The organism is Arthrobacter sp. zg-Y1143, from assembly GCF_030125565.1.
GTDB lineage: Bacteria > Actinomycetota > Actinomycetes > Actinomycetales > Micrococcaceae > Arthrobacter_B.
The window spans coordinates 413311-432506 of sequence record NZ_JASKLW010000004.1 but is presented as its reverse complement, the minus strand read 5'-3'; the positions used below and the strand labels follow the sequence as shown (position 1 = coordinate 432506).

The window sequence follows — 19196 nt, the reverse complement described above, 5'->3', positions numbered from 1 at the left end:
CCGGCGCATCCGAAAACCCCGGCGTATCAGGGAGATGAGCACATGGCCCTAACCTTCGGGATCGAGGAAGAATTCCTCCTCACCGATCCCCGCACGGGACTGCCCACCCAGGTCCCGGGACTGGCCCAGGCGCTGGCCTCCGGCGCTGCGGACAACTTCACCAGCTCCGCCGAGCTCCTGGACGCACAGGTGGAGAGCTCCACCCGGGTCTGCACGGACCGGCACGAGGCAATGGAGGCACTGCTTGGCTTCCGTACGGGGCTGGCGGCGGCGGCCGCTGCCGCAGGAGCCGCGGTTGCCGCCACCGGTACAGCTCCCCTGATGCCCTCAACTGCCGCCGTCTTTAATGACTCCGAACGGTACCAGAGCATGGGAATCCTGGCCGGGGCGGTAGCCAATGAGCAATACGTGAACGGCACCCATGTCCACGTCGGCATCGACTCGCGCGAGAGCGGGGTGCGGGTCCTGAACGGGCTGCGTCCGTGGCTGGCCCTGCTGGGCGCCCTGAGTGCCAATTCGCCGTACTGGCGCGGCGGGGACACCAGCTTCGCCAGCTGGCGGATGGTCCACTACCGCCGCTGGTCCGTACAGGGCTGCCCGCCGCTCTTCAAGGACGCCGAAGACTACGCCCGACGCCTCGCCGGGCTCCTGGCCACCGACGTCGTACCCGACGCCGGCCACGTGGGCTGGGCAGCCCGGCTCTCGGAGCACTTTCCCACCGTGGAGGTCCGGATTGCCGACGCACAACTGCAGGCACGGGACTCCGTGCTGCTGGCAGTGCTGGTCCGGGCGCTGGTGGCAACCCTTGCCTCAGCCGCAAACGAGGGGGACGCTGCCGCTGTTCCCGATCCCGAGCTGCTCGACGTGGGCCTGTGGCAGGCTGCACGGTTCGGCCTGGGCGGAAACCTGTTGGCCAATCACGGCGGCAGCATCCCGGCCGCCGACCATCTGGCCGCGCTGCTGGACTACGTGTCACCGGCCTTGGACGCGAGCGGAGACCGGGACTTTGCACTGGCAGGAATTGCCAGGCTCCTTGCCGCCGGCACCGGCGCGGAGCGGCAGCGGGCCGCCGTGCACTCAGGCGGCTTTACCGCCCTTGCGGACCTCTACGCCGAAACGCTGACGGCCGAGTAGGCACTCCTCAGCCGCCCGGGTACGTTGAAATATCCAGCACCCGCGCCTCCCATGGGCGCAGCAGGTGGTGATCACCGACGTCGCCGTAATTACCCAGCACCAGTGTTCCGGTTTCGGCGTTGGACGGTATGCCGAGCTCATCGCCGGATACATTTCCCAGGACCAGCAGGGCCTGGTCCCCCCGCGTACGCTTATACGCGAACAGTGTCGGGTGCTCGGGGTCCAGCATGCGGAAATCACCCAGCGACACCAGGGCCGACTCATGCCGGAGCTGAATCAGCCGCTGGTAATACCGGAAAACCGACTTCTCCGCCGCCCGGTCCGCTTCCACGCTGACCGCGGGATAGCTGGCGCCCAGCGGAATCCACGGCGTGGTTGCGCCGAACCCCGCATTCGGTCCACCGGTCCACTGCATGGGGGTCCGAGCGTTGTCCCGGCTCATCCGCCGCAGGGCTTCCAGCGCCGCCTGCCGGTCCATGCCCTGCTCCAGCGCCTCGGCATAGTAGTTCAGCGATTCCACGTCCCGGTACTGATCTATCGAGGTGAACCCGGCACTGGTCATGCCGATCTCTTCGCCCTGGAAGACGTAGGGCGTACCCCGCTGCAAATGCAGCAGGGTGGCCCACATGGTGGCCGATTCATACCGGTACCGGGCTTCGTCGCCGAAGCGGGAGACGACGCGCGGCTGGTCGTGGTTGCTCAGGTAGAGGCTGTTCCAGCCCGTTTCCGCCAGGCCTCGCTGCCACCGGTTCCAACTGGTTTTCAGGTCCGCCAGGGACAGGGGGCGGTAGTCGAACTTCCCGCCCGGGCCCTGGTCCAGGCTCACGTGTTCGAACTGGAAAACCATGTCCAGTTCGTGCCGGCGGCGGTCCGTGTACAGCCGGGCCTGGTCCACCGTGGCCCCGGGGGTCTCCCCCACCGTCAGGTACTCCCCGTCACGCTCGCTAAAGACCCGCCGGTGCATCTCCTGCAGGTACTCGTGGATGCGCGGCCCGTTGACGTAGTAGGGGCTGCCGTCGCCCCACACCCCGGAGGGTTCCGTCACTACCCCGTCCGGCAGCGCGGGGTCCTTGGAAATGAAGTTGATGACGTCCATGCGGAAGCCGTCCACCCCTTTGTCCAGCCACCAGTTCATCATTTCGTAGACCTTCTCCCGTACCCGGGAATGTTCCCAGTTCAGGTCCGGCTGCTGGGGCGCGAACAAGTGCAGGTAGTACTGGCGGGTGAGCTGGTCGTAGGTCCAGGCGGACCCGCCGAAGAGGGACCGCCAGTTGTTCGGTTCTGCGCCGGGCTCCCCGGGCTCGAAGCCCGGCCGCGCATCCCGCCACCAGTACCGGTCCCGTTTCCGGGAGCTGCGGGAAGACCGGGAGTCCACGAATCCGGGATACTCGCTGGAGGTGTGGTTGACCACGAGATCCATGACCAGTTTTATCCCCCGGTCGTGCAGCCCGCCGAGCAGTTCCTCAAACTGTTCATTGGTGCCGAAGAGCTCGTCGATCCGGCGGTAGTCGCTGATGTCGTACCCGTTGTCGTACTGCGGGGACTGGTGGACCGGTGACAGCCAGACCACGTCGATACCAAGGTCTACGAGGTGGTCAAGGTGCTCGATGATGCCGCCGATGTCACCGACCCCATCCCCGGTGGAGTCGGCAAAGCTGCGTGGATAGATCTGGTAGACGACGGCGTTTGCCCACCAGGCAGGACGGTTGGGATTCTCCATGGACGTCCGTCCTTTCACAGTGTCCCAGCATTTTACGTCCCGGTATCCGGCCAGCACAGGGCTGCCGGACGTTACGGGGCCGGCTGGGCGGGGGACGGCCTTTTCGCTTGAACGGGCACCGGCACGACACTAACGTTGGCGCTGCAGAGGGGTCCCGCGCGGGCGCTTCCTCACAACTCAAACGTTTGGAGTAACTGCCATGGCAACACTTACCGTTTGGAAATTCTCCGATTCCGGGGCCGCGGAACGCGCCACGGACACCCTTGCAAGCCTGCAGTCCCAGGGGCTGATCAACGTGCAGGATGAAGCAATCGTCACGTGGCCCCGGGACAAAAAGAAGCCGAAGACCATCCAGGAACACAACTTGGTCGGAGCCGGCGCCCTGGGTGGAGGGTTCTGGGGACTGCTGTTCGGCCTGATTTTCTTTGTGCCGCTGATCGGCGCCGCGGTGGGCGCGGCCGTGGGCGCACTGTCCGCGTCCATGGTGGACGTGGGCATCAGTGATGACTTTATTGCCCGGATCCGCCAGGAAGTTACTCCCGGAACGTCGGCGCTGTTCGTTCTTTCCTCCGACGCCGTTGAAGACCGCGTAGCGGACGCCTTCAAGGGCTATGAGGGCATGAAGCTGATCTACACGAATCTCTCGAAGGACGAGGAAGAAAACCTCCGGGCGGCATTCTCCGAGGCAACCCCCGCATAGCGGGCAAGGCAGCGCGCGCCTACCGCGCGGCCGGAACGGGACGGCAGCCACGGCTGCCGTCCCGTTCCCCTGTCATGAGTTTCCGGGTTCCTCGTTAAACCTCTTGAGGGCCGCCAGGAAATCCTGCAGTTCCGCCTGGCTCCAGCCCCGGAGCCGGGACTTCACTGCGCTGCGCTGGACGGAGAGGGACGTCTCCAGGCGCCGGAGCCCTTCATCAGTCACGTACAGCATCCGGCCGCGGCGCCCCTGCCCCTGTTCTTCCTCCCCGGCAGTGACGAGCGACAGGTCCGCCAGCGCGTGGAGCTGCCGGGAGACCGTGGAACGGTTCAGGGAAAACGCGGACGCGATGTCAGTGGCCCGGCAGCCGGGGTGGGCACCAATGAAGGACAGCAGCGAATGTTCCACCTGGGTTAGGGGCGCATTGATCCGCCGTGAGCGGGCCAGCGCCCGGCGGTAGATCGCTTCGATCTCGTCGTAGACGCTGTCGACTGGATCATCTTGGGTTTCCTGCTTTTTCACCACGTATCCAACCTACCCTCCCGGCACCTAATCCTCCCGGCGGGCGCTGGTTGTTGCATTATGCAACAATGGTGTGTTCACCAAAGTTGCATAACGCAACACTGCGGCGGTGCTCCGCTGCGCTTCTTCTGCTTCGAGAGGTTCCATGTCCGACCCCCATTCCGGCCCCGATCTATCCGACGGCTCCCCCCGCTCCACCGAACTCGTGCTGGCAGAAACGGTGCCGGCAACAGGCCCCGGCGCCGCTGCATCACCCGCACCCGCACCCGATGCACACGTCGCACCACCCGCGGCCCGCCATACGGAGCGCCGGGCCCAGTATGGACGCCGCGGGTCGGTCCCCGACGCCGGTTTCTGGCGCTCACTGGGAGCCCACATCCTGATCCCGTTCTTCCTTGCGGCGGGAATGGGGCTGGCCTACCTCGGCGCCTTCCACGAACCGGAGCCCCGCCATCTCGCCGTCGCCGTGGTGGGAACCGGCGCGCAGGCAGAGGTCTTCGCCCAGCGGTTGAACGACTCGGCACCCGACAAGCTGGACGTACGCACGGTTCCCGATGCCGGGGAAGCGCGGCGCCTGATTACCGACCGCGATATCTCCGTGGCCTACGAAACCGGATCGGACGACGCCACTCTGTACGTCTCCACGGCCGGTTCCGCCACCACGGCAGAAGTAGCCAAGAAGATCTTCCTTCCCCTTGCCTACGAGTCGGAAAAACCGCTTCAGGTGGTGGATGTCGTACCCACCAACGAACACGATCCCACCTCGCAGGGACTGTTCTTCCTGCTCGTGGCCATGAGCGTGGGCGGCTACTCCAGCGCCGTGGCGATCTCCGCCGTCGCAGGCCGCATCAGCGTCCTGTGGCGGGCTGCGGTTGCCCTGGCGTCCTCCGCAGTGATCGCCGCGATGGGCGTCATCATTGCCGGACCCGTTTACGGCGTCATCGAGCACAGCCACTGGGGGATCTGGCTGTTGACCTGGCTTTACGTGGCCACAATCACCCTTCTCGGCGTCGCAATGTACCCGATGCTGCGGAAGTGGACCACCCCCACGCTGACCCTGTTGTTCGTGATGCTCAACTTCACCAGTTCCGGGGGCATCTTCACCTTTGAGACGGTCCCCCCGTTCTTCGCTGCCCTCGGGTCATTCTGGAACGGGGCGGCCTGGCTGCATGCGGCGCAGGGCCTCGTGTACTTCCCCGGGCAGGCCTTTGGCACCGACCTGCTGAAACTGGCCATCTGGCTCGCCGCCGGCGCCGGCCTGCTGGCGCTGACCCACCTGTGGAGCGTCCGCCGCACGCGGCTTGCCGATGAGCTTGCCCGCGCACGGGAGGACGAAGAGGGCCTGGCCGCGTAGCACCTCATTACAGCGAAGCGGGGCCGTTTCCGGGGACTGACAGCATCCCCGGGACGGCCCCGCACGTTTTTTCCGCGTATCGTTTAACCGATGACTACACGACGCCAGGCCGCACAGATCCTCGATATTCCACTGGAAATGGCGACGCGCCACGGCATTCCGGCACGTCTCAGCGACTCCGAACTGGCGCAGCTGCAGGCCAACCCGCCGGGATGGCTGGTGCAGTCCCGCGCCAACCGCACGGGAAAACGGCCGGTCTGGGTAACGCTGACGTGCACGGTCTGCGGGTACACGGAAACGGCACGGCCCAAGAAATGGTGGCCGGAATTTACGTTCCTGGCCTGCTTCGACCACAGCGTCCGGGAACTGCCTGAACTGGCCCCGGGCGCCGTACGCAGCGAATACGAGGGCGTGGGCTCCCGGTTCATCGGCGTCGTCGACTCGCCCGTGGAGCAGCCCCGGGGCGAAGGGGCCTAGCGGGAAGCGCTCAGGCCCGTTCTGGCCATCGCATCGGTGTACGCTGCCCGCATGTCATCCAGGGCCTCCTGCTGCCGCTCAGCCGTGGCGCCGAACGAGCGTCCGGAAAGTGAACGGGCCTTGTAAACCTTGATGCTGCGGCGGTAGATCATGCGGTTTTCGGTTTTGAGGAACGTTGCCGCCAGCCGCTGGGCTTCGGTACCGTGCGCTACGATCACCGATGCCCGCGGTACCAGGGCCAGGAAGCGCAGAAGCGGCCGCAACCCTTCCTGCACCTGTTCCTTGGTCAGCTTGCCGTTAGGCTCACCGGGCACGTGCCAGGGGTAGGTATTCCACGGCATCACGAACTCGGGACGCAGCCCGGCCTGCCAGTGGACGCCCAGCAGCCTGGCCATGGCCTCATTATCGCCGGCCGTAATGAAACCGGACTCATGGGCTTCGCCGATGTTGGAGAAGAGGCTGACGATGCGGCACTCGCCGATATCGTGCATGGGGTCGATGTACGGGACCTGGCTGCCGGGCTTCATCTCGGCCAGCGAGTCGCAAAGCTGGTTCACGTCCGCAACATTGGGGTCGTACCGTCGGTTCCAAAGGTCATCATGCTGGGATTCAACTGCCGGGCTTTGCATAAGGTGGTGCGTCTCCTACAAGGTCTTCCGACCGGTTATATCGCCCGCCCCGGGTCCTGCCGGCGCGGGTAGTGCGTTAGTGCAAGTTTACCAATGCAGCCCCGCTTGCCCGGCTGGAAAAAGCCCGTCGGCAGGCTAAACCCCTCGGGTGTGAGAAATGACTCCCCAAGGCAGCGCGTAAACCCTTAAACACAGAGCGGGAAGCGTCCGGAGACGCTTCCCGCTCTGAGGCAACTCCCAGTGCAGCATTTCTGCCCATTGGGACCTTCAGTGGAGATGGGGGGAATCGAACCCCCGTCCGATGTCGCTTTGTCAGGGCTTCTCCGGGCGCAGCCTGCAGCGGATTTTCTCGGTCCCAGCCATCACGCAGACAAGTGGCTGATCCGGACCCAGCCGTCTAAAAGTCCCGAACACCCCAACGGCGAAGGTGTTCAGCAGTGGCCCTCTAAATGACGCCAGGCACCGGGGCGAGAGCATCCCCGGGCTGACGGACTATGCCTTACTGCTTAGGCAGCAAGAGCGAAGTCAGTGCGCTTTGATTCGGCACTTATTGGTTTACAGAGATCGTTAACGAGATAACCCTGTATCCTCGGCCCGCTTCCCCTGTCTCAACAAAACATCGTCGAAACCGGTCATCCCCTTATTGAGTTGCCAATCCGGCCGAAGCCGGAACACCTATTGTAGCGCATGCGGCACCGGCGGCGCTCAGAAGGTGATGCCGAAGACCACCACGGGCGCCCGCCAGACGATCAGCAGGACCCAGGAGAGCGCCACGAAAAACACGGACAGGATGCTCAGCGCCGTCATGCCTGCAGCCTTGCGGCGGAAGGCCCAGAGGAACAGCGCCACGTTGGCCAGGACCAGCGCCGGCGCCGCCCATACCAGAAGGTGCGCCAGATAGAGGTAATAGACCGCGAAGAACGGCACCACTACCAGGATGACCACCGGCACAATGGCCAGCACGATCAGAAGGTCAATGACGGCAACCGCCCAGGCCCAAACCGGCTTGCGGGCCGATGCTTCCTCAGCGGTTTCTTCCTGTGCTTCCCAGAACGTGCCGCTCATGCGCCGCGGTTCTTGTCCCGCATGGCGCGCAGGGCCTCGCGGTTGTCCTGCTTTTCCCGCAGGGTCTGGCGCTTGTCGTACTCGCGCTTGCCGCGGGCGACGGCGATTTCGACTTTTGCCCGTCCGTCCAGGAAATACAGCTGCAGCGGCACAATGGTGAAACCCGATTCGCTGGTCTTGCGCATGATCTTTTCCAGCTGCTCCCGGTGCAGCAGGAGCTTACGGCGGCGGCGCGCTGAATGGTTCGTCCAGCTGCCGTTGAGGTACTCCGGAATGTAGGCGGCTTCGAGCCACAGTTCGCCGTTGTAGAAGGTGGCAAATCCGTCCACCAGCGAGGCCCTGCCCTCGCGCAGCGACTTGACCTCGGTGCCCATCAATACCATTCCGGCCTCGTAGGTATCGAGGATTTCGTAGTCATGCCTGGCCTTGCGATTGGTGGCCACTACCTTCCGGCCACTTTCCTTAGGCACGGGGCAACTCCTTAGTAGGTTGAAACGAAAGTTCCATTGTAGGCCTACAGCAGGGTCATGGGGTCAACGGGGTTACCGTTCAGGATGGTCTCGAAGTGCAGGTGGCAACCCTGGGCGTTTCCGGTCTGGCCGATGTAGCCGATCAGCTGGCCGGCGTTGACCCACTGGCCCTGGGCAACAACGTACTGGGTCATGTGGTAGTAATTCGTGGCCAGGACGTGGCCGCCCACCACGCCGTGGTTCAGCACCACGTAGTTACCGGCGCCGATCATTTCCGACTGATTGGTTGACGGAACGGCCCGCCACACCTCTCCTGCCGCGGCAGCATAGATGGGGGCTCCGCACCCGCCGGCAAAGTCGGTGCCCGCATGCAGGTAGCCGCCCTTGCCGTAGAAGTCGATGGTTCCGGCTGGGGTCGCCCGCCAACCGAAGCCCGAAGAGATGGGTGCATTCATCACCGGGTACCGCAGCCCGAAAGCTGCTGAGGGGGCGCTGGGCGCCGGCATCTGCTGCGGGGCACCGCCGCCTCCCCCGGCAGCGGCCGCGCGGTTGGCGGCGTCAATCCGTGCCTGTTCGCGCTGCCGGTATTCCTCCAGCAGGACCCGCTGCCGCTCGGCAATGTCGGCGTTGATCTGCGCGCTTTCCTGCTCCAGGTTGGCCATCTGCGCCTGGAGCTTCGGCTTCTGGGCCTCCAGTTCCTCGTTCATGGCCGCGGTTTGAGCGATGAGGCCGTCGACCTTTTCCTTTTCGACGGCCGCAGCGTCCCGGGCCGACTGCTCGGCCTTCAGCGCTTCTTCTGCCTGTGCCTTGAGCTTGCTGATTTCTTCGGCCACGGCTGCGAGCCGGGCCTCTGAATTGACGTTGTTCGCATTCTGCTGGGAGAGCTTCTCCACTGCAGCGTTCTGTCCCTTGAGCGCCTGCTCGGCCATCCCCAGGGAGTCCGACAGGCTGTCGGCACCCTTGGCGCCGAACATCAGGGAAAGTGTGGAGGGAACTCCACCGTTCTTGTAGGCCTGGGAAGCGATCTGTCCAATGGCCTTTTCGGTGGCCGCGATGTCTTCGCGGTCCTTCTCGATCTGGGCGGTAATGGTTTTGTGTGTCTCTTGGGCAAGGGCGACGCGGTCATTCAGTGCGCTGACCTTGCCGGCAGCGCTGTCCACGCGTCCCTCGGCGTCGGCCAGGGACTGCTGGGCGGCAGGCAGCTGGCCCTGGTAGATGTTCAGCTTGGCCACGGTTTCGGCAATGTCTTCGCCAAGGTACTCGTAGGTCTGCTGGACCTTCTGTTTTTCGGCCTCCACACCTGCCAGCCGGTTATCCAAGTCATCTGCGTTGGCAGCGGGCCCGGTGACGGCCACCGAAAACGTCAGGGTCAGGAGAACGGCGGCGGCCGCCGCCGCGCGCGCTGCGGGAGCACGCCTGGGACGCTTTGGGACAGCATTATCCATTGACGAGACTCTCCATGTTCCTGCGGCTTCCGATCCTGCACCTTCGGCGCCGGCACTTGCTTGCTTCATGACTCTAGACCTTCAGATACCGGCGGAGCGTCAACAGCGAGGATACCCCTGCCAGCAACGCACCGAGAACAAGTAGGACGGGTGTCAGGTACAGCACCTGTTCCGAGGAGATGAAAGCGGTGGTGGGGTACTGCCGCGCCAGCGCACCGATGAAGTAGTGGGCGGTGCTCCACAGCGCCACGGAGGCCAGGATTGCCCCGATGACGGCGGCGATCACGCCTTCGAGCACGAAGGGCAGCTGGATGACGGCCTTGGACGCGCCGACCAGGCGCATGATGCCGGTTTCCCGCCGGCGGCTGAAAGCCGATAGCCGGATGGTGGTGGCTATCAGGAGGATGGCGCAGATCAGCATGACTGCGGCCACACCCAGGGCAGCCACGGAGGCGAGGTTCAGGTAGGTGAACATCTTCTCGAAGAGCTCGCGCTGGTCACTGATGGACTCAACCCCCGGTTTCGAGGAGAAAGCCTCGTTGATGACCTCGTACTTTTCGGGATCCACCAGGGACACCCGGAAGGATTCGGGCAGCATATCGGCCGTTATGCTGTCCACGATCGGCGAATTGGCGAACTGCTCACGGAAATGCGACAGCGCCGTTTCCTGGTCTTCGTACTCCACCGATTCGACGTACTTGTCGGCCCGCAGATCCGCTTCAATCGCGTCGCGCTGCTCGTCCGTGACGGCACCGGAAGCGCAGGAGGCAGAGACATCGTTGTCGGTGCACAGGTAGACAGCCACCTGCACGCGGTCGTACCAGTAGCCCTTCATCTGCCCGATCTGCAGCTGCAGCAGCCCGGCCGCACCCACGAAGGTCAGCGATACAAAGGTCACCAGGACAACCGAGATGACCATGGACAGGTTGCGGCGCAGCCCGGAACCGATTTCCCCCAGGACAAATGCGAGCCTCATTCGGCAACCCCGCTCTCGCGCCGCGCCGGCACATCGGGCGCCGTGCGCGTTTCCGCCGCCGGCTCGCCCAGGTAGATACCCTCGTGCTCGTCACGGATGATGTTGCCGTTGCGCAGTTCCACCACGCGCTTGCGCATGGCATTAACAATGTCGTCGTCGTGGGTGGCCATCACCACGGTGGTGCCGTTCTGGTTCACCCGGTCCAGCACCTTCATGATGCCCAGGGACGTTGCGGGGTCCAGGTTTCCGGTGGGCTCATCCGCCAGCAGGATGCCGGGCTTGTTGACGATGGCCCGGGCAATGGCGACGCGCTGCTGCTCGCCGCCGGAAAGTTCATGCGGCATGCGGTCTTCCTTGCCCTCCAGACCCACGGTCTTGAGCACTTCCGGGACTGAATCGCGGATAACGGCCCGGCTCCGGCCGATCACCTGCATGGCGAAGGCCACGTTGGCGAAAACGGTCTTATTGGGCAGCAGGCGGAAGTCCTGGAAAACGACGCCGATCCCGCGGCGCAGCCGCGGTACGCGCCAGCTGGGGATCTTGGCGACGTTGGCACCTGCCACGTACACCGTTCCCCGCGTGGCGTGCTCTTCCTTCATGATCAGCCGGATGAAGGTGGACTTGCCCGATCCGGACGCACCGACCAAAAAGACGAACTCGCCGCGGTCCACGTCAAGGCTGACCGAGTTGAGCGCTGGCCGGGAGTTCCGGTCATAGAGCTTGGTGACATTGTCGAAGGTAATCATGACTACTTAGTGCCCATGGAGCAGCCGGAGACACGGGCCTTGGTTCGGGATATGGGCACCGGCCCCTCGACTATAGCCAGCTTGGAAGGCGTTCAGCCATAACCGGGCACCGCGTGTCGAATACGCGTTCAGTTCTGCGCCTGCGCCCCGGCCGGTCCTACTTCGTGGCCGGGATGCTGCCGGTGGCGCGCCAGCGGATGCCGGCGTCGATGAAGTCGTCGATCTCGCCGTCGAACACTGCGGAGGTGTTGCCCACCTCGTGTTCGGTCCGCAGGTCCTTGACCATCTGGTACGGGTTGAGCACGTAGGAACGCATCTGGTCTCCCCAGGAGGCCTTCACGTCACCGGCGAACGCCTTCTTCTCGGCGTCCTCCTGCTCCTTCTTCAGCAGCAGCAGCCGGGACTGGAGCACGCGCATGGCGGCGGCACGGTTCTGCAGCTGCGACTTTTCATTCTGCATGGACACCACGGTGCCGGTAGGGATGTGGGTCAGGCGCACCGCGGAGTCGGTGGTATTCACGGACTGGCCGCCGGGGCCGGAGGAACGGAAAACGTCCACGCGGATCTCGTTGTCCGGGATGTCGATGTGGTCTGTCGCCTCGATGAGCGGAATAACCTCGACGGCGGCAAAGGAGGTCTGCCGGCGGCCCTGGTTATCGAACGGGCTGATGCGGACCAGCCGGTGCGTACCGGCCTCCACCACCAGGGTGCCGAAGGCGTAGGGGGCCTTCACTTCGAAGGTGGCAGATTTCAGTCCTGCTTCTTCGGCATAGGAAGTGTCCAGCACCTGTGTGGGGTAACCGTGGCGTTCGGCCCAGCGCAGGTACATGCGCAGCAGCATTTCGGCGAAGTCGGCGGCGTCCACTCCCCCGGCTCCTGAGCGGATGGTCACCACGGCCTCGCGGGCGTCGTATTCGCCGGAGAGCAGCGTGACGACTTCCAGCTGGGACAGGGATTTGCGCAGGGATTCGAGTTCCGCCGCGGCCTCGGCCTTCGAATCCGCGTCGGACTCATCCTGTGCCAGTTCCACGAGGACCTCAAGGTCGTCGATGCGGGACTGGATGGTCTTCAGCCGTTCCAGTTCGGACTGGCGGTGGGAGAGCTTGGACGTGATTTTCTGCCCTTCGGCAGGGTCATCCCAGAGGTCCGGAACGCCGGCCATCTCGCTGAGCTCTTCGATGTCCTCTTTGATCTTTGCCACGTCCGAGACCTCTTCAATGGAGGCGAAGGTGGAGCGGAGGGCGCGGATTTCTGCGGGAAAATCTATTTCTGCCATGGTGCTTACAGACTACGCCATGTACCTGCGGCGCTGCTGATCCGCCGTCGTACTTCCGCTGCAGCCGATCCGTGACGCGCCGGGCCGCCCGCCGGGCTGTCCCGGCAGCCCGCGCTAGATTAAAGAAACGGACAATTTGCCTTCCGGAAGGAGCCTGTTTTGGCCGATCAGCAGGGACACCCGCAGCGCGGACGCATGTACACCCTCGATGAGCTCAACGACCTGGCGGAGGAGGGCGACCCCTGGGCCATGGGCAAGGTGGATGAGTGGGAACAGCACTTTGCCAACGAGTACCTGGGCAACATGAAAGACAGGTGCCCTGACGAGGACTGCGACCAGTTCGGCGAGCCCGTGACCATCTGTTACGGCGAGGACGGCCAGATCCTGGACATCGACCACGGGGGCTGGGGCCACGGGCCGGCCCGGGACAAAGCTGCGGCAGAGAGCGAACGCCGGGCGTCCTGATTCGAAGGACAGCCCGCCGGCTGCCTTTCCTCATTGCAGCAGGCGGGCCCGCGCCTCACTGACCGCTGTGACGGTAATTCCTTCCGGCACCAGGAAATTCACGACCGGCGGATGCACCCGTGCGGTCAGCACCACGTGTGCGGTCCGGCCGTCCGCAGTGCCGGTTTCCTCCTCTACGGCCAGGCCGGGGAGCCGTTCGTGCGCCCGTGTGTCGGTCAGGTAGCTGCGGGCCGCGGCGCGTACGGCATCCGGATCCAGCACCGTTGCAGGCCCTGCTCCGGCCGAAGGTTCCCCCAGCGAGAAGGTGTCCGCTGCCGCTACAGCTGCTCCGTCGGCGGCGGAGAGCAGCTTCTTCTGTCCGATATACACGGAGGACGCTGCCATCACCACTGTGACGGTCAGCAGGGTGAGCAGGGCATACCCGATGATCAGTACTCCCACCTGTCCCAGCTCGTCTCCGCTCCCCCGGCGGGCGGCATGCCTCATCCGAAGCGCTCCACGACCTGGGTGGATTCGGAGTCCACGGTCACTGCCGAGGCGCCGGGCCAGGGCAGCCCGGGCAGCGGAACATCCACATGCACGCGGACGGTGACTGTCGAGCCGGGCTGCAGGCACTGGGCCGGGCAGCTGATCTGAATCCGCATCGCTTCCGCCGGCAGGCCGAAGTCGCCGAGTGCCAGTTCGGCAGCATCCCCGGCACGCTGCTCCGCCGCCGCGGTCCCGGGAGCTGAGGCATAAACCTTCGCGGCGGCGTCCGCAGCGCCGACGGCGGCAAAGGAAGCGGCTTGGACCTGCCCCGCGGCCATCACCAAGTAGACCACCGGAACCATCAGGAGCAGGCCAAGGAAGATGAATTCAACGACGGCGCTGCCGGCTTCGGTGTCCGCCGGCGTTGGCGCAGGCGCCGGCCCGCGGTCAGCGTGAAGGCGCATGGCCGGTGACCTCTATCCCGTCCTGCGGACCGATCAACCCGATCACCGGCAGGGGTGCCCGCACCGTGATTTCCAGCATCCGAACACCGTCCACCACCGTCTCGCTGCTTCTCACGTCAGCGGCATACTCCCCGCCCAAGGCACCTTCAATCAGCCCGGATGTCCGTTCTGCCCCATCGGCCGTGGAACGGTCCGCGAGGGCGCCGTAGCGCGCCCCGCTGGCAGCTGCGTCGATAAGGGTGTTGCGCACGTGCAGTACCAGTGCCAGCTGGATGACCGCCATGAACATGAGGCTTACCAGCGCCCCCACCATCACGAAGTCCACCACTGCAGAACCCTGCTCCCGCGCTCCGGACGTCTCTTCCCGGGCTGCCTGCCGGGCTATGGCTGCACCTGTTCCATGGCGGAGTCGAAGAGCCGTTCCAGGGCAGGCTGGACTACCACGAGGAGTCCGGCGACCAGGATGGCGGACATCAATGTGATCATCACCCAGCCCGGTACGTCTCCGCGCTCCCGGTCGGCGGGAGCAGCGGCCGCCTTGAACTGCTGCACCAACCGGTACCACCATCCCGCCGCAACGGCTACTACCGTCTTCCACGCTTCCACCGGTTCGCGCGTGCTGTCCCGGTGCCTGCTCTGGCGTTGTGCCATGTTGAGTCCTTTGCTCGAATCCGTCTGCCTCTTGTACTTCCCTCACCAGCTGCCTATAGCCCCAGGCGCAGCAGCGCGAGCCCGGGGAACACGGCAAACAGGACGGTCAGGGGAAGAATGCCGAAAATCACCGGCGCCATCATGCCGATCTCTTTCTTGCCGGCCGTTTCCATCAGTTCGCGCTTGGCTGCGTCCCGCACATCCTGGGCCTGGGCACGCATAACGTCGGCTAGCGGGGTGCCCCGGTCCACCGCCACGCTCACGCCGTCCGCGAACCGGCTCAGCGGCGCCAGCCGGATCCGGTTCGAAAAGTCCTGCAGCGCTTCGGTGAGGGGGATCCCCGACCTGGTTTGGGCGAGGACTTTGCGGAACTCCCCGGCCAGTTCGCCCCGGGCCGCAGCAGAGACCCGTTCAAGTGCACCAACCGCACTCTCCCCCGCGCCCACTGCGAGCGCCATCATTTCGGCGAGGCTCGGAAACTCCGCCAGGATCCGGGCATTGCGGAGCTTGATCCGCTGAGTCAGCACGTAATCACGCAGCAGGAAACCGGCAGCGGCACACGCTGCCGTGCCCGCCACCACGGAAAACGCTCCGATACGCCCGCTCCCCGCCAGCAGCACACCGGCCGTCGCTCCGGCCAGCAACCCTGCCCCGGCCCACAGAACCTGTTCCGCCCGGAAGTCCAGGACCGACTTTTGGCCGCCGGCCTGTTCCAGGCGCACGGCCAGGGGGCCGTTGGCCGGGGAAAGCCTGTTCAGGCGCCGGACCGTGTCCCGCAGCACCGGCCGCAGAATACGTTCCAGGGTGCCGAAAGGGGTGATGTCCCCCTGCGACAGCAAGCGGGAGGCCGGCGTGACTGAGCGCAGGTGCGGTTCCACCCGCTCGGCAAAGGAGGTGCCCCGCGCCGCCGGCAGCCTGGCGGCCAGCAGCAGGAGTCCGAACCCCAGGAGGACACCGGCCAGTACGGCCAAGGGGCCGGCGGGCATCACCGCAGCACCCTTACATCTTCAGGCAGGGCGCCGATCCGCAGCATCAGCCGGTAGCAAAGGATCGAGACCGCCATACCCGCCGCCAACACCGCAGCCCCGGCACCGGTGTTGTAGGCGGCCGCTGTTTCCGGCCGGGCGGCCAGCAGCAGCAGCACGGCCCACGGCGCCGCCACTGCCAGACGGGCCGCGTTGACCGTCCACGACTGCCGCGCCAGCAGCTCGCTCCGCGTGCGGGCGTCCTCCCGCAGGAAACCGGCCAGGGTACCGAGCAACCGTCCCAGATCCGTGCCGCCCACCTGACGGGTGATCCGCAGGGCCTCGACAATACGGTCTGCGACCGGATCAGCCAGCGCGTCCTTCAGCCGGTTCAGCGCATCCTCGAAATCCCCTGCGGAGCGGTAATCGGCCGCGAAGGCACGGAAGTAGCCGCGCAATTCGCCGGGCCCGTTGTCCGCCAACTGGATGAGTGCCTCCGGAAGCGGCAACCCGGCCCGGATCGCCGAGCGGAGGTGGTCAACGACGTCGGGCCATAACTCGGCCAGCGAAGCCCGCCTCCGCCGGGCCTGCATCCGTACCAGCGTGTAAGGCAGCCCGGCCCCGAAGAGACCGAAACAGGCGCCAATCGGCAGGGACAGGGTAACGACGAAGAACCCGGCCAGCACCAGTGCTCCGGTGCCCGCACAGGTGGCCAGCAGCCCTCCGGCACTGACCCGTTCAATACCTGCCTGGCGCAGGAGTTCCTCCACGCGCGCGGTTCGCCGCCGCACGGGAACCTGTCCACGGTTCCAGCAGGACTGCCACAAAAGCAGCAGCCCCAGCCCGAGGCACAGCCCGGCAGCAGCGCTCATGCCCGGGCCTCCAGTAACGCGGCCACATCGATCCCTGCCTGGGCGAACTTCTCCGCAGCCGGCATGGACGACGCGGTTACGGCCAGTTGCCCGCCGCCGGTTCGCGAGAACACCGACGAGGTCTCGATGACCCCGCTTTCCACCCGGCGGCCCAGCGCAACCACTTCCGTGACTTCCCGCCGCCCCGACGGTGTCCGTGCGCAGTGGACCACCAGGTCAATGCAGGAGGCAACCGTGGGAACCACAAAGGCACTGGAAATATTGCTGCCGGCCAGAAGGGGAAGCGTGCACAGCTTGGTAACGGCGTCCCGGGCACTGTTGGCGTGGATGGTGCACATGCCGGGCAGCCCGGCATTCAGCGCAATCAGCATGTCCAGGCTCTCCGCTTCCCGGACTTCCCCCACGATGAGGCGGTCCGGGCGCATACGCAGGGCCTCTTTCACCAGCCGGCGCAGCGGAATCTCACCCTCGCCTTCCAGGTTTGCCTGCCGGCATTGCAGGCCCACTACGTCGCGCAGCGGCAGCTGCAGCTCGAAGATCTCCTCCACCGTCACTACCCGTTCCCTTGGCCCGATGGAGGCACCGAGACAGTTGAGCATGGTGGTCTTGCCGGCCTGCGTGGCCCCGGAGACCAGGATGTTCAGCCCTGCGCCGACCGCGGCACCGAGGAACCGGGCAGCCGGCGAGGACAATGTGCCCAGCTCCACCAGATGTTCCAGACGCCGCGCCCGGGCCACGAATTTGCGGATGTTCACTGCCCAGTGGCGCCTGGTGACATCCGGAATGGCCACGTGCAGGCGGGAGCCGTCCGGCAGGGCGGCGTCCACGAATGGCGAGGAAAGGTCCAGGCGGCGCCCGGAGGACTTCAGCATGCGCTCCACCAGCAGCCGCACCTGCTCGGGTGTAAGCGACAGCGAGGTCAGTTCGGACCGACCGTCCCGGGCCAGGTAGATTTCCGCGGGCGAGTTGATCCAGATTTCTTCCACGCCCGGGTCATCGAGCAGCGGTTGCAGCACGCCGAAGCCGGCCACCGAATCAAACACCTGCTGCCGGACACTGTCCAGCCGGCCCAGCGGGGGCAGCGATCCCAGCAGGGAACGTTCGTCGTAGTCCGAAACAGCCGCGTCCACCAAACGCCGTACTTCATTGACCTGTTCCTGCGGATCCAGCCCGCGCATGCGGATGAGCTCGCGCACCTCGTCCTCGACGATCCGCATGGCGTCCATGCTTCTCCCCCCGTGTTGTGTCGGCAACACTGACCCCTGCCGAGACGATCCCCTGCCCAGACGGCACCGCTTGACGTTTCAGGGCAGAGAGTATGGCCGTTTCCCGTTACTGGCGAGGGTGCTCGCACCGCTGTGGATAAACAGCCGCACACGTTCCCGTCTGCGGCGGCGGAGGCGCCGGGACTGCCTATTGTCCGGGCCCCAGCCTGGAGGAACCCGTACCGATGGAGACCATCGATGTTCTGCTTCCCTACTACGGGAACGTGGACTTAATGAAGACGGCCGTACGGAGCGTCGTCGCACAGGACTCGACTGCAGTCCAGGCGGATTTACGACGCCGCACTTCATCAACTGCTGGAAGTGCCGCCCACAGTACCCACGGGTCATCCGCTGGGCAGAATCGCAATCAATGACCACACATGAACGACTCTGATCCAGTAAGCGCTCAGAACTCATCCCTGGATTCGAGCCGGGACCGTCCTGTTTGTACTCTGGGTCATTCCCGGGTGGTTTCAGTATCCAGAGCTAGCTCCCCATACGATGCCGCTGTCCAACTGATCCAATTCCAACGGATACCCGTCCGGCAGATAGGGCGGATCCTGAACTTCCGGAGCACCAGTCCTGCCCGGATCTAGCTCCTCGTGGAGGGCCACGATCGCAGGGATAGTCCATGTTCGGGCCACATAGAGCAGACCTTCCCCGAACGGGATTACCAATTCCCCTTCTGCTTGAGATTCCGAGGAGTGCGCATTGGCTGATGTCCATGACAAGTAAGCGGCGTGCGAGACGTATCCCCTGCCCATGGTTGCGCGTGCCGCTGATGCGGTAATGAACTTGGCCGAGTCCGGCTGCCAAATGCGCACCAGGTCCAGGAACAAGCGGGCGGCATCTGACGGGGAACCCAATGGAAAGTCTTCCGGAAGGTCCACAGTGACCCGATTTGAGTTCAAGTTCCCAGATCCAGCAGCCACGGTGACAGCTGAGGGCACATCCATCAGGTGCGTAGGACTTTCCAAGAGGAACAACGACAGAGAGGACTGGGAGAAGTAGCTTCCCATTGTCAGGTCGAAGGAGTCGGCTACCATACCTGCCAGCTCTCCAGCGGTATTGGGTACCGCCGTCGGCGCCTCCCCTACATCAGCCGGCCCCCTGAACCACCGATAACCGCTCTCCGGGAACCGGGAGGACACGAGCACCAAGGTCTTCATGATTCGGGCTGAAAGCTCAAACGCAGACTCATTCCGCCCCTCCCAGATTAAGGAAACAAAGGGCTTGCGACAATCGGGCCCCAACACGTCGCGTACAGTCTGCATGGCGTTCAATCTATCGGACCTCACTGTTATTTCATCGGGGTGCACTTGATGACGATCCTTCCCTGCTCTATGAGGCCACCCAACCTGTCATCACCTGCGACGAGGTCGAAGAAATCGACAACCTCCTGCCCGGGCGCCGAGTACATTCCCTCGCCTTGAAGCCGACCCCACACCTGCGCTGCTGATTCCGCACGGGCTGCGCCGGATCCTTGAACAGGAATAGGTAGGTGCTGGACCGGGAGAAATTGTCATCGGACACGT

22 protein-coding genes and 1 other RNA gene are annotated in these 19196 nt (G+C 64.8%); 5 read left to right on the top strand and 18 right to left on the bottom strand.

Annotated elements, in window-relative coordinates; translation table 11 throughout:
- Positions 1-42: 42 nt before the first annotated feature.
- Complete coding sequence (locus QNN98_RS06115) at positions 43-1134, top strand: carboxylate-amine ligase (protein WP_283996532.1); 1092 nt, start codon at positions 43-45, stop codon at positions 1132-1134.
- A 7-nt stretch (positions 1135-1141) separates the two neighbouring features.
- Here the strand turns inward: QNN98_RS06115 and QNN98_RS06110 are convergent, their stop codons facing one another.
- The gene (locus QNN98_RS06110) at positions 1142-2854 is read right to left on the bottom strand and encodes an alpha,alpha-phosphotrehalase (RefSeq protein WP_227913789.1); all 1713 of its coding nucleotides are present in this window, start codon (positions 2852-2854) and stop codon (positions 1142-1144) included.
- A 199-nt stretch (positions 2855-3053) separates the two neighbouring features.
- Here QNN98_RS06110 and QNN98_RS06105 point away from each other — a divergent pair, with 199 nt between their 5' ends.
- Positions 3054-3554, top strand: coding sequence for a DUF1269 domain-containing protein (locus QNN98_RS06105; RefSeq protein WP_227913788.1), 501 nt, complete (start codon positions 3054-3056; stop codon positions 3552-3554).
- Between the two features lie 72 nt (positions 3555-3626).
- Here the strand turns inward: QNN98_RS06105 and QNN98_RS06100 are convergent, their stop codons facing one another.
- Positions 3627-4076, bottom strand: coding sequence for a MarR family winged helix-turn-helix transcriptional regulator (locus tag QNN98_RS06100; protein ID WP_227924938.1), 450 nt, complete (start codon positions 4074-4076; stop codon positions 3627-3629).
- 142 nt (positions 4077-4218) lie between these two features.
- Between QNN98_RS06100 and QNN98_RS06095 the strand changes: the two genes are divergently transcribed.
- On the top strand, positions 4219-5427 hold the full coding sequence (locus QNN98_RS06095; RefSeq protein ID WP_227924939.1) for an ABC transporter permease: 1209 nt from the start codon (positions 4219-4221) through the stop codon (positions 5425-5427).
- Positions 5428-5517: 90 nt separating this feature from the next.
- Positions 5518-5904, top strand: a complete 387-nt coding sequence (locus tag QNN98_RS06090) for a hypothetical protein (protein ID WP_227913785.1) — start codon at positions 5518-5520, stop codon at positions 5902-5904.
- Here QNN98_RS06090 and QNN98_RS06085 read toward each other — a convergent pair.
- The 8 genes from QNN98_RS06085 to prfB all read right to left on the bottom strand — a co-directional run bounded on the left by QNN98_RS06085 (position 5901) and on the right by prfB (position 12511).
- Positions 5901-6533 (bottom strand): uracil-DNA glycosylase family protein, encoded by a 633-nt coding sequence (locus QNN98_RS06085; RefSeq protein WP_227913776.1) that lies wholly within the window; start codon positions 6531-6533, stop codon positions 5901-5903. The genes QNN98_RS06090 and QNN98_RS06085 overlap by 4 nt on opposite strands.
- Positions 6534-6801: 268 nt before the next feature.
- Positions 6802-7173, bottom strand: a transfer-messenger RNA (tmRNA) gene (gene ssrA / locus QNN98_RS06080).
- 65 nt (positions 7174-7238) lie between these two features.
- Entirely contained in the window at positions 7239-7598 is a 360-nt protein-coding gene (locus tag QNN98_RS06075) for a hypothetical protein (protein WP_283996530.1), read from the bottom strand.
- Positions 7595-8068, bottom strand: coding sequence for an SsrA-binding protein SmpB (gene smpB / locus QNN98_RS06070; RefSeq protein WP_227913773.1), 474 nt, complete (start codon positions 8066-8068; stop codon positions 7595-7597). The genes QNN98_RS06075 and smpB overlap by 4 nt, the downstream gene beginning before the upstream one ends.
- 44 nt (positions 8069-8112) lie before the next feature.
- Positions 8113-9513 (bottom strand): M23 family metallopeptidase, encoded by a 1401-nt coding sequence (locus QNN98_RS06065; protein WP_227924942.1) that lies wholly within the window; start codon positions 9511-9513, stop codon positions 8113-8115.
- Between the two features lie 73 nt (positions 9514-9586).
- Positions 9587-10489 carry a permease-like cell division protein FtsX gene (gene ftsX, locus QNN98_RS06060; protein ID WP_283996529.1) on the bottom strand — a complete coding sequence of 301 codons (903 nt, stop codon included), beginning with the start codon at positions 10487-10489 and terminating at the stop codon, positions 9587-9589.
- The gene (gene ftsE, locus QNN98_RS06055) at positions 10486-11235 is read right to left on the bottom strand and encodes a cell division ATP-binding protein FtsE (protein ID WP_227913768.1); all 750 of its coding nucleotides are present in this window, start codon (positions 11233-11235) and stop codon (positions 10486-10488) included. The genes ftsX and ftsE overlap by 4 nt, the downstream gene beginning before the upstream one ends.
- 157 nt (positions 11236-11392) lie before the next feature.
- Complete coding sequence (gene prfB, locus QNN98_RS06050) at positions 11393-12511, bottom strand: peptide chain release factor 2 (RefSeq protein ID WP_283996528.1); 1119 nt, start codon at positions 12509-12511, stop codon at positions 11393-11395.
- 159 nt (positions 12512-12670) lie between these two features.
- Here prfB and QNN98_RS06045 point away from each other — a divergent pair, with 159 nt between their 5' ends.
- The gene (locus QNN98_RS06045) at positions 12671-12976 is read left to right on the top strand and encodes a hypothetical protein (RefSeq protein WP_283996527.1); all 306 of its coding nucleotides are present in this window, start codon (positions 12671-12673) and stop codon (positions 12974-12976) included.
- 30 nt (positions 12977-13006) lie between these two features.
- Here the strand turns inward: QNN98_RS06045 and QNN98_RS06040 are convergent, their stop codons facing one another.
- The 8 genes from QNN98_RS06040 to QNN98_RS06005 all read right to left on the bottom strand — a co-directional run bounded on the left by QNN98_RS06040 (position 13007) and on the right by QNN98_RS06005 (position 18935).
- Positions 13007-13462 (bottom strand): hypothetical protein, encoded by a 456-nt coding sequence (locus QNN98_RS06040; protein WP_283996526.1) that lies wholly within the window; start codon positions 13460-13462, stop codon positions 13007-13009.
- Complete coding sequence (locus QNN98_RS06035; protein WP_283996525.1) at positions 13459-13908, bottom strand: hypothetical protein; 450 nt, start codon at positions 13906-13908, stop codon at positions 13459-13461. Before QNN98_RS06035 ends, QNN98_RS06040 begins: the two co-directional genes overlap by 4 nt.
- Positions 13892-14236, bottom strand: a complete 345-nt coding sequence (locus tag QNN98_RS06030) for a TadE family protein (RefSeq protein WP_227924946.1) — start codon at positions 14234-14236, stop codon at positions 13892-13894. Before QNN98_RS06030 ends, QNN98_RS06035 begins: the two co-directional genes overlap by 17 nt.
- Before the next feature lie 53 nt (positions 14237-14289).
- On the bottom strand, positions 14290-14559 hold the full coding sequence (locus QNN98_RS06025; protein ID WP_227913758.1) for a hypothetical protein: 270 nt from the start codon (positions 14557-14559) through the stop codon (positions 14290-14292).
- Positions 14560-14612: 53 nt separating this feature from the next.
- Positions 14613-15548, bottom strand: coding sequence for a type II secretion system F family protein (locus QNN98_RS06020; protein WP_502864600.1), 936 nt, complete (start codon positions 15546-15548; stop codon positions 14613-14615).
- On the bottom strand, positions 15545-16396 hold the full coding sequence (locus QNN98_RS06015) for a type II secretion system F family protein (protein WP_283996523.1): 852 nt from the start codon (positions 16394-16396) through the stop codon (positions 15545-15547). The genes QNN98_RS06020 and QNN98_RS06015 overlap by 4 nt, the downstream gene beginning before the upstream one ends.
- Entirely contained in the window at positions 16393-17622 is a 1230-nt protein-coding gene (locus QNN98_RS06010; RefSeq protein ID WP_283996522.1) for a TadA family conjugal transfer-associated ATPase, read from the bottom strand. The genes QNN98_RS06015 and QNN98_RS06010 overlap by 4 nt, the downstream gene beginning before the upstream one ends.
- Before the next feature lie 512 nt (positions 17623-18134).
- Entirely contained in the window at positions 18135-18935 is an 801-nt protein-coding gene (locus QNN98_RS06005) for a hypothetical protein (RefSeq protein ID WP_283996521.1), read from the bottom strand.
- Between the last annotated feature and the right edge of the window lie 261 nt (positions 18936-19196).